Annotated in this window: 13 protein-coding genes; 9 read left to right on the top strand and 4 right to left on the bottom strand. The window is 72.7% G+C overall.

Annotated features, from left to right (window positions below; translation table 11 throughout):
- Positions 1–414: 414 nt before the first annotated feature.
- A complete protein-coding gene (locus tag ACFV8H_RS14090) occupies positions 415–702 on the bottom strand; it encodes a YcxB family protein (protein ID WP_380399470.1) in 288 nt (95 codons plus the stop codon).
- A 13-nt stretch (positions 703–715) separates the two neighbouring features.
- The gene (locus ACFV8H_RS14085) at positions 716–1,696 is read right to left on the bottom strand and encodes a helix-turn-helix transcriptional regulator (RefSeq protein WP_380399468.1); all 981 of its coding nucleotides are present in this window, start codon (positions 1,694–1,696) and stop codon (positions 716–718) included.
- A 178-nt stretch (positions 1,697–1,874) separates the two neighbouring features.
- On the opposite strand from ACFV8H_RS14085, the gene ACFV8H_RS14080 reads away from it, so the two are divergent.
- Complete coding sequence (locus ACFV8H_RS14080) at positions 1,875–2,561, top strand: alpha/beta fold hydrolase (RefSeq protein ID WP_380399466.1); 687 nt, start codon at positions 1,875–1,877, stop codon at positions 2,559–2,561.
- Positions 2,562–2,625: 64 nt separating this feature from the next.
- Here ACFV8H_RS14080 and ACFV8H_RS14075 read toward each other — a convergent pair whose 3' ends face one another.
- Entirely contained in the window at positions 2,626–3,846 is a 1,221-nt protein-coding gene (locus ACFV8H_RS14075) for a response regulator (protein ID WP_380399465.1), read from the bottom strand.
- Between the two features lie 275 nt (positions 3,847–4,121).
- On the opposite strand from ACFV8H_RS14075, the gene ACFV8H_RS14070 reads away from it, so the two are divergent.
- The 7 genes from ACFV8H_RS14070 (at position 4,122) to ACFV8H_RS14040 (ending at position 9,283) form a co-directional block, all read left to right on the top strand.
- Positions 4,122–4,928: a pyrroline-5-carboxylate reductase family protein gene (locus ACFV8H_RS14070; RefSeq protein WP_380399463.1), complete on the top strand. Its 807-nt coding sequence runs from the start codon at positions 4,122–4,124 to the stop codon at positions 4,926–4,928.
- A 204-nt stretch (positions 4,929–5,132) separates the two neighbouring features.
- Positions 5,133–5,894, top strand: a complete 762-nt coding sequence (locus tag ACFV8H_RS14065) for a DUF4232 domain-containing protein (protein ID WP_380399462.1) — start codon at positions 5,133–5,135, stop codon at positions 5,892–5,894.
- Between the two features lie 65 nt (positions 5,895–5,959).
- Positions 5,960–6,088, top strand: coding sequence for a hypothetical protein (locus ACFV8H_RS14060; protein WP_380399460.1), 129 nt, complete (start codon positions 5,960–5,962; stop codon positions 6,086–6,088).
- Positions 6,089–6,218: 130 nt separating this feature from the next.
- Entirely contained in the window at positions 6,219–6,884 is a 666-nt protein-coding gene (locus tag ACFV8H_RS14055; protein WP_380399458.1) for an ArsR/SmtB family transcription factor, read from the top strand.
- Positions 6,881–8,206: an MFS transporter gene (locus tag ACFV8H_RS14050; RefSeq protein ID WP_380399456.1), complete on the top strand. Its 1,326-nt coding sequence runs from the start codon at positions 6,881–6,883 to the stop codon at positions 8,204–8,206. The genes ACFV8H_RS14055 and ACFV8H_RS14050 overlap by 4 nt, the downstream gene beginning before the upstream one ends.
- An 88-nt stretch (positions 8,207–8,294) precedes the next feature.
- Positions 8,295–8,861: a dihydrofolate reductase family protein gene (locus ACFV8H_RS14045; protein ID WP_380399454.1), complete on the top strand. Its 567-nt coding sequence runs from the start codon at positions 8,295–8,297 to the stop codon at positions 8,859–8,861.
- Positions 8,862–8,905: 44 nt separating this feature from the next.
- Positions 8,906–9,283: a bleomycin resistance protein gene (locus ACFV8H_RS14040; protein ID WP_380399452.1), complete on the top strand. Its 378-nt coding sequence runs from the start codon at positions 8,906–8,908 to the stop codon at positions 9,281–9,283.
- 141 nt (positions 9,284–9,424) lie between these two features.
- Here the strand turns inward: ACFV8H_RS14040 and ACFV8H_RS14035 are convergent, their stop codons facing one another.
- Positions 9,425–10,933 (bottom strand): purine-cytosine permease family protein, encoded by a 1,509-nt coding sequence (locus ACFV8H_RS14035; RefSeq protein WP_380399450.1) that lies wholly within the window; start codon positions 10,931–10,933, stop codon positions 9,425–9,427.
- 510 nt (positions 10,934–11,443) lie between these two features.
- Between ACFV8H_RS14035 and ACFV8H_RS14030 the strand changes: the two genes are divergently transcribed.
- Positions 11,444–13,066 (top strand): alpha/beta hydrolase, encoded by a 1,623-nt coding sequence (locus ACFV8H_RS14030; RefSeq protein ID WP_380399449.1) that lies wholly within the window; start codon positions 11,444–11,446, stop codon positions 13,064–13,066.
- Positions 13,067–13,210: the final 144 nt, after the last annotated feature.

The raw sequence follows: 13,210 nt of genomic DNA, 5'->3' as shown, positions 1-13,210 counted from the left end.
CCGGGGGGTGGTCCTCGATCCCCCCCTTCAACCCCTCCCCCCCCGCGGCGCGGGGCCTGCTGGCCGGGCGGGGGGGGGGGGGCCGCCTGTCGCGCCCCCCCACGACAGCGTGCGGGCCGGCCGGGACCGCGGGGACGGGGAGGCCCGCGGTCCCGGCCGTGGGAGGCACCGGCCGACGTGGGGGCGTGGGCCGGTCTGCCCAGCAGCTCCGCAAGGGGGTGGTGGGGCTGCTGTGACCCGGAATGCTAGACCGGCCCGGGCTCCGTGAACAGACCTTTGACCTGCGAACTTTCGGCCGCGGACATGCCAGCGGGTCGGTGGTTCGCCACCGGTGCGAGGCCGACCACGCCGCCGTGGACCCGGGCCGGGCCGGCCGCGGAGCGCCGGGGCGCTCGACCGCCGTGCGGCCGGGGGTCAGGAAGAGCGCCGCGGCGGGCGGTAGTTGGGCCTGGACCGCAGCACCCGCAGCAGTTCGCCCAGTTCGTAGGGGTGGAACTCGCTCTTCCGGACGGCCACCGGGAGTTCACCGCGGGCGTAGAGGTACAGGTGGTCCCGGTCGTCCGTGATCCGGTCGAAGCGCGACCAGGAGAACGCCTGCCGGAAGTTCCCCGTGGTGAAGGCGCAGCCGCTGTCCGTGAAGGTGACGGTCAGCGGGCCGGGGTACTCGGCCCGGTGGCGGGCGCCAAGTGCTGCGGGCCGCAAGGGTGTTCGGCGCTCAAGGGCGGGCGGGATCCCCGGGGTCGGACACGGCGGCGGCGAAGCGGGCGGCCAGGGCGGCGACCGCGTCCCGGAGTTCCGGCCCGTCCTCGACCCGGAACGGGAACGGGACGGCCGCCAGCCACTCCCGCGCGTACATCGCCGGGTTGCGGGTGCTGCCGACGAGCACGCAGCGGTCCGCGCCCACCGGTTCGAGGCGCCCCATCGGCGCTCCGACCCACGGGGCCACCCGCTCGGCCGGTGCGTCGAAGAGCACGCGCGTGGGGTAGGCCCAGCCGGTGCCCAGGTGGTGCTCCAGTACCGCGACCGGGTCGAGGCCCTCGGGCATCCGGAATCCGGCCGGGAGTTCCTCGGCCGCCCGCACCCGGTCGATCCGGTAGGTGCGTACGGCGTCCGCGCGGTGGGAGTGGCAGAGCAGGTACCAGCGGGCCCGGCGGACCACGACCGCCCACGGGTCCACCTCGGCCCGCCACTCGTTGCCGGCCTCGCTCCGGTAGTCGATCAGCACGCGCCGCCGGGCGGCGATCGCTTCCACCAGGGCGCTGGTGACGGCGGGATCGGCGTAGGCCGCGCCCGGATCGGGCGCGGCGGCGGCGTGCTCGCGCAGTGCGGCGGCCTGCCGGCCGACCGCCTCGGGCAGCGCCTGGACCACCTTGCCGAGGGCGGCGCCGACGAGGTCCCCGGGGTCGGTGGCGGCGGGTCGGCCGTCGAGCACCGCCATGACCAGGCCGAGCGCCTCGTGCTGGGTGAAGCTCACCGGGGGAAGCCTGGTGCCGCGTCCCAACCGGTAACCGCCGTGCGGGCCGCGCACGGAGTCCACCGGGACGCCCGCCTCCCGGAGAATCGCGACGTAGCGACGCGCGGCGCGGTCCGTCACCCCGAGCTTCTCCGCGAGCTGCTCGGCGGTCGTACCGGGGCGCGCCCGCAGGATCTCCAGGGTGCGCAGCGCGCGGGCGGTCGGGCTGGTTCCGGTCTGCACGGCGGACAGCGTAGGCGGCTGCCGAGCCATCAGGAAGTGGATCGTCCTGAATCGCTCCTAGCATGGGGCACGCCCGGTTCGGGCAGGTCGGCGCGTCCGCTCCGGGACGCTCGCGGCCGTCTCCTCCCTCCTCCCCCCTCCATCCCCGCACCTCTGGACACAGGAAGTGGGTCCCACCGTGGACATCCTGCTCATCGGCGGCCTCTGGCTCGACGGCAGCGCCTGGGACGCGGTGGTACCCGCGCTGGAGGCGCTCGGGCACCGCCCGCGACCCGTGACCCTGCCGGGCCAGGGCGACGGACGGTCCAGCGCCACGCTCGACGACCAGCTCGCCGCCGTCCTCGCGGCCGTGGACGCGACCGAGGAGAAGCCCCTCGTGGTGGCGCACTCGGCCGCCACCACCCTCGGCTGGCTCGCGGCCGACGCCCGCCCGGACCGGGTCGCCAAACTGGCGCTGATCGGTGGCTTCCCCCACCAGGACGGCCGGCCCTACGCCGACCTCTTCGCCATCCACGACGGCGCGATGCCCTTCCCCGGCTGGGGCCCGTTCGAGGGGGCCGACAGCGCCGACCTCGACGAGGAGCTCCGCCGCCGCATCGCCGCCGAGGCCGTCCCCGTCCCCGAGCAGGTGGCCAGGGGCGTGGTCCGGCTGACGGACCGACGCCGCTACCTGGTCCCGGTCGTGGTGGTCTGCCCGGAGTTCACCCCGCAGCAGGCCCGGGCGTGGATCGCCGCGGGCGAGGCCCCGGAACTCGCCCGGGCCGAGCACGTCGACTTCGTCGACATCGACTCCGGCCACTGGCCCATGTTCACCAGGCCCGCCGAACTCGCCCACCTCCTCGACGACATGACGTCCCGGGGCTGAGGCCGCCCGTGGGCCCGGCCCGACCCGGCCTGGTCAGGTCGGGCCCACAGGCGCGCGGCTGTGGTCAGGGCGGCTGGTGTGGGGGAGCGGGGGTGGCGGTGGAGGGCAGGAGCCAGTCGGTGGTGGTGTGCGGGGGCCGGTCCGCGGGGGCGGGGCGGGGGGTGCCGCGGTAGTTCAGGTACATGCCGGTCAGGGCGGTGACCTTGGCGCGCAGCAGCCAGGGGTCGAAGGGCTTGACGATGAAGTCGACCGCCCCCGCGTCGTAGCCGCGCAGGACGTTCTCCGGGTCGGAGCCGATCGCGGTGACGAAGATGATCGGGATGTCGCGGGTCTGGGCGCGGCCCTTGATCTGGGCCGCGGTCGCGTAGCCGTCCATGCCGGGCATCTGCACGTCCAGGACGATGACGGCGATGTCGTTGTGCTGGAGCAGCGCTTTGAGGGCGTCCGGACCGGAGGTGACGGCCAGGACGTCCCAGTCGGCGGCCGCGAGGACGGCCTCCAGGGCCACCAGGTTCGAGGGCTGGTCGTCGACCACCAGAACCCTGGGCCGACCGGTGGCGGTGGGGACGGCGGTGTCGGCCGTGTCGGCGGTGGCGGCCGCCTCGATCCGCAGCGGCTCCTCGCCGGCCTGCTGCTCCGCCGCGATCAGCTGGCGTTCCAGCAGTTCGCAGCGGGCCTCGGCGGCCAGCCGGCGCCGGAGCGCCTCGCCCAACTCGGCCTCCAGCCGGGCGACCTCCTTCTCCAGGTCCTGCTTCTCCAGGAGCAGGTCCGCGCGGTCGTCGGCGTAGACGGCGATCTCGTCCGCGCGGGCGCGCTCCCGCGCCCAGTCGCTCTCCAGCTGGTTGAGGCGCAGTTCCAGGTCGGCGATGCGGTGGTTCTTGTCGAGCAGGGCGTCGCCCAGGACGTCGCTGTGGGCGGCCGAGCGCCGTGACAGCCGGTCGGCCTCGGCCAGTTGGAACTGCAGCTGCTGGACGGCGTGGCCCACCGAGGCGCTGGTCCTCAGCGCGGCCGCGTGGAGGGAGCGGAGGAGCTCGACGGTCTCCAGGGTGGCGACGGTGCCCCGGTCGGCGCCCACGTCGGTGAGCAGGTCCTGGACGAACTGCCAGGACGGGATCCGCTGCCCGGACAGGTAGCGGGACAGCGCCCCCGGGCTCAGGTGCCGGCGCGAGCTGTAGCGGCGCACCGACACCGTGGGCCACAACCCCGCGAACAGGCTGCGCAGGGCCTCGGCGAAGGCGCGGCACTCCTCGTTCAGATCGGGGCTCAGCGGCTGCAGGTTCCCCACCCGGTCACCCCCCGGCGTTCTACGGGCTGCACAACGGCACCATCCTCGCAGTATCGGTGGGTTGTTCTGGTCGCGCTGACGGTGCGTCACAGCATGGACGGTCCGGCCCCCGTTGCGCCGCCGTTTCCGGGGTGGCAACACCGATCGGCAACACGGGGCGGTGGCCCGGGGTACGCGTTCGGGCCCGCGGTGCCGTCGGCGGTGCCGCCGGTGGTGCCGCTGCCGGTGATTCGGCGGCCGGAGACCGGTGATCGACATCTGCGATGCTTGCCGCCATGAGCGAGCTTCGAACGGTGGGAATCGTCGGCCTGGGCCGCATGGGCCGGACCTTGGCGGCGGCTTTCGGCCGGGCCGTCGGGCCGGGCGACCTCCATGCCAGCGGGCGCTCCGCCGCGAGCGTCGAGCAGCTCCGGCGGGCCGTCCCCGGTGTGCGGATCACGTCCTTGCGGGAGCTGCCCGGCGCCGCGGCGCTGATCGTCCTGTGCACGCCGCAGTCGGCCCTGCCCGCCGTCCTGGAGGACCTGCGACCCGGGCTGACCGCTGACCACGTCGTGGTCACCATCAGCAACCGGCAGCCGCTGTCCGGGCTGGCCGAGGCGGTGCCGGGCCCGGTGGCCAAGCTGATCCCCAGCGCGGGCAACGAGATCGGCGCCGGTGCGACGCTCCTGGTGCCCGGGCCCGGGATGACCGAGGCGGCGACCGAGAAGCTCCTGGCGTTGCTGCGATCGTTCTCCACCCCGTTCGTCATCGGCGAGGAGCAGGGCCGCGCCGCGACCGACCTGGCGTCCTGCGGCCCGGCCCTGCTGGCCGAGGCCGCGGTGTCGATGGCCCGGGCCCAGTGCGAGCGGGGCGCCCCGCTGCCGAGGGAGCTGGCGGAGCGGCTGGTCAGCTGCAGCCTGGAGGCGGCGGGCCGCCTGGTTGGCGGCGGCGCCACGCCGGCCGAGGTGATCGAGCGGGTCGCGGTTCCCGGCGGCAACACCGCCGCCGGGATCGAGGCGGCCCGCGAGGGCCTCGACGCGGCGTGGCGCGCTGCCTTCCGGGCGACGCAGGACAACGAACGGTCCGACCGGCAGCCGCACTGACGGCGCGGCGCGCGGGCCCGCCACGCCCTTCGGCGTCCCGTTTCGGCGTTCCAGGGGCGCATCGTTCCCCCAGGTCAGAGGCCCTTTCGCCGTTCCAGTGTCCCCAACGGGGTGTGCGCTCTGGCGGCTGGGACGGACCGTTCCGCAGGCTTCGGTCATCCGGTCGACGAACGGTTCGACCGCTTGCCGAAGGGGCCTGAGCACATGTCCGTCCGTACCTCCCGTACCTCCCGCACCCGGCTGGCCACCGCCGCCGTGGGCGTCGTGCTCGCCGCCCTGTCGGTCTCCGCCTGCACCGGCAACGGGGACACCGGGGACCTCGCGACGACGACCGGCCCGACCCTCCGGGCCTCCGGATCCGCCTCGCCCTCGTCCGCCGCACCCTCGTCCGCTGCGCCGGCGCCCGCCGCTCCGGTCGGCAGCGCCGGTGGCACCGGAAAGCCCTCGGCCGCCGGGCCCGCGTCCACCAGTACGAAGCCCGGGGCGAACGCCCCCGTGTCCAAGCCGTCCGGCGGGCCGGCGCCGGAGGCGGCCAAGCCGGTCACCTGCACCGGCGACAACACCCGGACGACGGCCGCCCCGCTGAACCGCCCCGTGAACCACATGCTGCTCACGGTCACCAACACCGGTAGCGGCACCTGCTACCTGCACGGCTACCCGGCGGTCCGGTTCGGGGAGGCCCAGTCCGTGCCCCCGGTGATCACCGACTCCAAGCCGCAGGCCGTCGTCACGCTCAAGCCCGGCGAGTCCGGCTACGCCTCCGTGAACCTGTCCTCCACCGACGGCACCGACAGCGCCAACGGCCACACGGTGAACTCCCTGGTCGTCTACTTCCACGGCCCGTCCGGCAACGAGAGCGTCGGCGCCGGGTCCCAGCCCTCGCTGCCCGCGAAGGGCGTCTATGTGGACGACTCCCTCAAGGTCACCTACTGGCAGCAGTCGATGGACGACGCCACCTCCTGGTGACCCCCGGCAGCACCCTCCGGTGAGCGAACGAGCGAACGAGCGAACGAGAGAAAGGGACAACCACCATGCCCAGCACGCCCCGCAGGATCGCCCGGCTCCTGGTCGTCTACGTCGGCGCGGCCCTCCAGATCCTCGTCCTCGGCGCCCCGGAGGACCCGGACCTCTCCCGCGAAGCTGGCCTCGCCCGGCACTGACGCCCGGCACTGACGGTGCGGCGCGACGGTCGACAGATGAGCGGCGGCACCTCACAGGCGAGCTGAACCGCAAAGGGTTCTTCGCAAAGAACCCTTCGCAAAGAACTCTTCGCGGACTACCGTGTGTCGCATGGCTGATGCAGTGGAGGGGCCGGACGGCCCGCAGGTCGAAGAGGACTCGGTCGTCCTGGATGCCAAGGGGCTGCGTGCCCTGGCGCATCCGGTGCGCGTGCAGGTGGTCGGGTTGCTGCGGAAGTACGGCCCGTCGACGGCCACCCGCCTCGCTGAGCGGCTGGGCGTGAATTCCGGTACGGCCAGCTACCACCTTCGGCAGCTCGGCGCGGCCGGGTTCGTCGAGGAGGACACCGAACGCGGCAACGCGCGCGAACGCTGGTGGCGTTCGGTGCACCGGACCACCTGGTTCAACGAACCGGAGCTGGCCGAGCGGGAGCCCGAGGCCGCACTGGCCTACCAGCAGTCCGTCGCCGCGCTCTACACCCTGCGCACCCAGCAAGCCCTCAACGGGCTCCAGACGATGCCCCGCGCATGGCGGAACACCTTCGACATGAGCGACTGGGCCTTGCGGCTCACGCCCGAGGAAGCCGCCGCTCTGTACCGGGAGCTGGCGGAGGTCATCGCGCGCTACCGGCGAGACACACCGGAGACCGCGGCCGGTGCCCCCGAGGGGGCCGAACGGGTCGCCGTGATCACGCAGATCCTGCCCGAACCGGACGCGCCGGCCACGTCGTCGCTCCCCTCCGGCCCTCAGGAAGCGGAAGGAAGGCCGAGGTCATGACCGACGACGCCCCGGAGGCCGGCGGCATACCCGGCAAGAGGTCCTTACGGCCGCTGGGCGGGGTGCTGGCGGCCATGGTCGTGTCGCTGACCGGCACGCGGATCTCCGTCGTGGCACTGCCCTGGTTCGTCCTCGTCACCACCGGCAGCGCCACCCGGACCGGACTGGTCGCCTTCTGCGAGATGGCTCCCTACGTGGTGGTCAAGGCGTTCACCGGACCGCTGGTGGACCGGATCGGCCCGCGGGCCGTGTCCTGGACCACCGATCTGGCCAGCGCGACCGCCGCCGCCGCGGTTCCCCTGCTCCACGCCCTGGACCTGCTGTCCTTTCCCCTTCTGCTGGTTCTCGTCGCGCTGATCGGCGCGGCCCGGGGCCCCGGCGACCTGGCCAAGGAGGTGATGGTCCCGGAGGCGGCCGAGCGCGGCCGGGTGCCGCTGGAACGGGCCACCGGTCTGGCCGGTGTGATCGAGCGGCTCGCCTCCACCGTCGGCCTGGCGGTCGGCGGATCCCTGGTGGCCCTGCTCGGTCCCCTGACCGGACTCGCCGTCAACGCGGGCTGCTTCGCCCTCGGATCAGTGATCATCAAACTCGCGCTGCCTCGCGGCATGGGACACGCGCCCGAGGAGGCCCCCTCGCCGACCGGGGAGACGGGACCGGGCTACTGGCGGCGGTTCGGCGAGGGCTTCACCTTCCTGCGCGGCGAGCCGCTGCTGCTCACCGTCATCGTCATGGTCGGCATCACCAACCTGCTGGACGCGGCGTTCGGCTCGGTGCTCGTACCCGTCTGGGCCAGGGAGTCCGGCAACGGGCCGACCGCGATCGGCCTGATGGGCAGCGTGATGGGAGCCGCGGCGGTCGGCGGGAGCCTGATCGCCGCGGCGGTCGCGCACCGGCTGCGGCGGCGGGTGGTGCTTCTCACCGGATTCCTGCTGGCCGGGGCGCCGAGGTTCCTGGTCCTCGCCTTCGACGCCCCGTTGGGGGTGGTCCTGACCGTCTTCGCGGTCAGCGGGTTCGGTGCCGGCTTCGTCAATCCGGTGCTGGGGGCCGTCCTCGTCGAGCGGGTGCCGCGCCGGATGCTGGGCCGGGTCAACGCCCTCGGTGACTCGCTGGCCTGGGCCGGGATCCCTCTCGGCGGGCTGCTGGCCGGGGCGGCGGTGGCCGCCGTCGGACTCCTTCCGGTGCTGCTCGCCTGCGGCGCCGGGTACTTCCTCACCACGAATCTGGCCGGACTGCGGGCGGAATGGCGCGAGCTGGACCGCACGCGCGGGCAGGGCGACTCCGAGGAGGACGTCCCCCGAGGCAGTGCGAAGGTAGCGACATGACGTCGTCGCGCAGCCGCGGGTGGCGGGCAACGACAACGGTCCTCACGCTGGTCTGGACGCCGGACACCCACGGACGGAAGGCCGGGCCATGCGGAAACTGATCTACGGCATGAATCTGACCCTGGACGGTTACGTCGCCGCGGCCGGCGACGACATCGGCTGGAGCGGACCGCCGAGCCCCGAGCTCTTCCAGTACTGGCTCGACCACGAGCTGGCGAGCAGCCTGTCGCTGTACGGGCGCAAGCTGTGGGAGACGATGAGCTCCTACTGGCCGACCGGCGACCAGCGGCCCGACGCCACCCCGGCGGAGGTCGAGTTCGCGCGGAACTGGCGGGACACGCCGAAGGTGGTGTTCTCCTCGACGATCGACACGGTCGGCTGGAACGCCCGCCTGGTCACCGGCGACGCGCTCACCGAGATCACCCGGCTCAAGGCCGAGGACGGCGGCCCGATGAACATCGGCGGCGCGACGCTCGCCGGGGCGGCCATGCGTGCCGGGTTGATCGACGAGTACGTGATCGCCACCCACCCGGTCCTGGTGGGCGGCGGCACGCCGTTCTTCACCGCGTTGGACAGCTGGGTGGACCTGAACCTGGTGGAGACGCGGACGTTTCCCGACGGCGTCCTCCTGACCAGGTACGAGAGGAGGCGCTGAGCAGCCCGCGCACCCCGCTCCGGGGCGGCGGATAGGGTGGCGGCATGGACGAGTACGCGGTTCCGGTCCTGCCGAGCCGGGACCTGGACGAGACCCAGGAGTTCTACGGCCGGCTCGGCTTCGAGCCCCGGGGCCGCTGGGACGGGCCGGACGGCTACCTGATCGTCGTCCGGGGCACGGTCGAGCTGCACTTCCGCCATGAACCGGGGGTGGATCCGCTGGCCACCGCGAGCAGCTGCTACCTCCAGGTCCGGGACGCGGACGCATGGCACCGGGAGTGGGAGCGGATCGGTGTCCAGGCCGACCCGGCCACCGGCAGCCGGCTGACGCCGGTGGGCGGCACCGACTACCGGATGCGGGAGTTCGCCCTGGTCGACCGCAGCGGCAACCTGCTGCGGGTCGGCAGCCCGGCGGCCGGCTGAGACCCGCGGTCGTCGTTCCACGGGGAGTGCGTCAAGGGCGGATGGAAACGGGACCGCCCGGTCGCCTCGACTCGGCTGAGTCGCCGCGACCGGGCGGTCCGGGGTGTGGGCCCGGGGGTCGGGCCCGGGGTGTGGCCGGGGTCAGACGGTGACCTGGTCGGTCCGCTCGGCCCGCTCGGTCCGCTCGGTCCGCTCGGCCTGCTCGGCGGCCGACCGGTCGGGGGTGGCCGGGACGTTCTCGCGGGGCGTGGGGAGCACGGCCATGATCGCGCCGGAGATCACGATGGTGGCGGCCCAGGCCAGGCCGTACTTGCCGACGGGGGTGTCGGAGAGCGGGCCGGCGAACCAGTCGCACTTGGTGAAGGCGAGCCCGAACAGCAGCGCGAGCACCCAGGAGACCATCGCCTGCCAGCAGAAGCCGCCCGCGTACCAGTAGCGGCTGTTCCGGGTGGTGTCCATCAGCGCGGCGGCGTCGTAGCGCACCGCGCGCGTCCGGCGCCGGAACATGTCCACCGCGTAGACGCCGATCCAGGCCGAGAAGGAGACGGCGAGCAGGATCAGGAAGGTGATGAAGGAGCCCAGGAAGCTCTTCGCGACCAGCATCAGCAGCAGGCCGCCGACCAGCGAGATCACGGCGTTGATGCTGACGGCCAGGGCGCGCGGCAGCTTGACGCCCATGGTCTGAGCGGTGAAGCCGGCCGAGTACATGGACAGGCTGTTGATCAGCAGCATGCCCACGATCGCGGTCAGCAGGTAGGGCACGGCCAGCCAGGTCGGCAGCAGGTCACCGAGGAAGGAGACCGGGTCCGCGGCCTGGGCCAGGCCGGGGGAGGCCACCGCCATCACGGCGCCCATCAGCACCATCGGCACCATGACCAGGCCGGCGCCGGAGACCGTCACGCCGACGATCTTCCTGCCGGAGGCGGAGTGCGGCAGGTAGCGGGCGAAGTCCGGGCCGGTGGGGACCCAGCTGATGCCGCCGGCGGCGATGGTCCCGATGCCGGCGACCACCATCGCGGTGGTGCCCGCGGGCTTGGAGAAGACCTCGCTCCAGTGCATGGTCGCGATCAGGTAGCCCAGCACCAGCACGCTGAACACGCCGAAGAGGTACGTCGACCAGGTGTTGCAGACGTTGAGCGCCTTCCGGCCCATGCCGGAGACCAGGAAGGTGCAGGCGACGAAGGCGAACAGGGTGATCACGATCAGCGCGGTGTTGCTCTTGACGCCGAAGACCAGGTCGAGCACGGTCAGCACGGCGTAGGCGCCGGTGACGGCGTTGATCGTCTCCCAGCCGAACCGGGCGATCCAGAGGATCGCGCCGGGGAAGAGGTTCCCGCGCACCCCGAAGGTGGCCCGCGAGAGGGTCGCGCCCGGTGCCCCGCCCCACTTGCCGGAGACCGACAGCACGCCGACCAGGCCGAACGAGACGAGCGCGGCGCACGCGGCGACGATCAGGACCTGCCAGAAGTTGAGCTGGTTCAGCACCACCAGGGCGGCACCCATGGTGAGCAGCAGGACGCTGATGTTCGCCGCGACCCAGGTCGGGAAGAGCTCGCGGACTCTGCCCTGACGCTCGTGGTCGGGGACGGGTTCGATTCCGCGCGTCTCTATCGCGCCGGCGGCGGTGTCGGCGGTGGACGTGTTGTCCATGAGGGGGGCTCCGGGCGTGTGAAGCGGTAGTAAATCGGGCAAATGGAACATTTATGGAACTCTTCGCGCGTAGCGCGGGAGTTGAGTCATCCTACTTTGTTCCGGATGCATCCTGATTGCGCTACCCTGCCGCCCGCCGCGGGCCCGCCGCGGGCCCGCCGCCCCGGAGCCCCCCCGGGCCCGTCCGGCCGATCCGGCGGGCGTCCCGGGCGTGGGTCGGAGTCCATGGGGGAGTGGATGCGGCGCCCGGGCCCGGTCGAGGAGCGCCGCGTCGAGTGGATCAAGGGCTTGGTCGGCCCGCCGACCCACGGCCCGGTCGGCGCTCGCCCGTCGTCCAATCGGGTGTGGTTGAACCACCGTCAGGTCAATCAACCGTCAAGTTGGTTCATTCACAGAATGTTTCCGGGGAGAGCGGCCGGAAGTCCGAAACAATTCCGCCGCTACGAGGTCTTCACAGGGAGATCTCAGACTGACAGGCTGGGGCCGCCCTTTCAGCACGGAGGAGGTTCCTTGTCCCGCATATCCACGTTGGCCGGAGCGGTCACTTGCGCGCTCGCCCTTGTCACCGGAACCGCTGTGGCCGCGTCGGCCGCGCCGATCGACCGGGCCCCGGGTGCGGCGGCCGCCGAAGCGAAGGTCGACCCCGTCGACTGGAAGCCTTGTAACCCCGACCCGACCAAGCCGGACCCGGGCGGCTTCGACTGCGCCGTCTACCCCGTGCCGCTGGACTACGACGACCCGTCGGGCCAGAAGGTCGGCATCGCCATGATGCGGCACCGTGCCAGTGACCCGGCCAAGCGGATCGGTTCGCTGTTCATGAACCCGGGCGGCCCCGGCGGCAGCGGATACATGTGGGCGACCACCACCCGCTTCGGCGCCGAGGTGCAGGCCAAGTTCGACCTGGTCGGCTTCGACCCGCGCGGGGTGGCCCGGAGCAACCCGCTCAAGTGCTTCAAGACCCAGGAAGAGGCCGACGCGGTCAACAACCGCATGGTGGGCGTACCCGTCACCAAGGCCGAGGTCGACGAGACCCTGGACGCCGACCAGGACTACACCGACGCCTGCAGCAAGAACGCCGGCCCGCTGATCGAGCACATGTCGACCATCAACGTGGTCCGTGACCTCGACCGGATGCGCCGCGCCGTCGGCGACTCCCAGCTGACCTTCGCCGGGTTCTCCTACGGCACGCTGATCGGGTCCACCTACGCCGCCATGTACCCGAACAAGGTGCGCGCGGTCATCGTCGACGGCAACGTCGACCCCGACCTGCGCCTGCACAACGGCCTGGAGTACGACCGCCAGCGGGCGGGCGGCTTCGAGATCGCCCTGGACGAGTTCCTCAAGCGCTGCCAGACCGCCGGCGCCCCACGCTGCGCCTTCGGCGAGGGCGACACCCGCGCCAAGTTCGACGCGCTCCGCGACCACCTGCGGACCAGCCCGATCACGCTGTCGAACGGCTCCAAGGTGACGCTGAGCAGCTTCACCAGCGAGGTGGCGAGCGCGCTCTACTCGCAGGCCAAGCTGGCTCCGCTGGCGAAGTCGCTGCAGGCCACCTACCAGGTGATGCAGAAGCCGGCCGCGGCCGCCCTGCTGGCGCCGAAGGCGGACGTCTCCGACGACGCGGCCAACCAGCTCACGGTGAACGTCCCGCGGGCGCTGCGCGAGGCCCCGGCCGACTCCGAGTACGCCGGTGACGACTCCTACATGGGCGTCAACTGCCAGGACAAGCCGTACCCGTCGAACGACCGGGTGTTCGCCAACGTCGCCCGTGCGTGGGAGAAGGAGTCGCCGACCTTCGGCCGCTACCAGGCCTTCGACGCCCCGGCGTGCGCGAGCTGGCCCGCCCCGGCCCGGGACGCCGAGCGCTTCACCGGCCCCTGGAACAAGAAGACCTCCAACACCGTGATGGTGATCGGCAACCTCTACGACCCGGCCACCCAGTACAAGTTCGCCCAGCGGATGCAGCAGGAGCTGGGCAACGCCGTGCTGGTCAGCGTCGACTCCATCGAGCACTGCGCCGTCGGCCGCAGCAAGGCGCTGAACGCGCTGGTCACCCGCTACCTGGTGGACGGCACCGCGCCGAAGCCGGGCCAGCTGCTCAAGCCGGACGCCGAGATCTTCCCGGCGGTCTGAGGGATCTCCCCTCGAACGACCGGCCGTTGAGGCCGGGGCCGTGGGGGGGGGGGGGGGGGGGGGCCCCGCCCCCCCACCCGCCGCAAGTAGACGGAAAAAAAGACCCCAAAAACACCCCCAAACCCCACGACGAGCGCCAGATCT

The sequence above is a fragment of the Kitasatospora sp. NPDC059827 genome (assembly GCF_042731675.1).
In the GTDB taxonomy this organism is placed as follows: Bacteria; Actinomycetota; Actinomycetes; order Streptomycetales; family Streptomycetaceae; genus Kitasatospora.
Note: the sequence above shows the minus strand (reverse complement) of the source record. Positions and strands in the feature narration are given on the sequence as shown.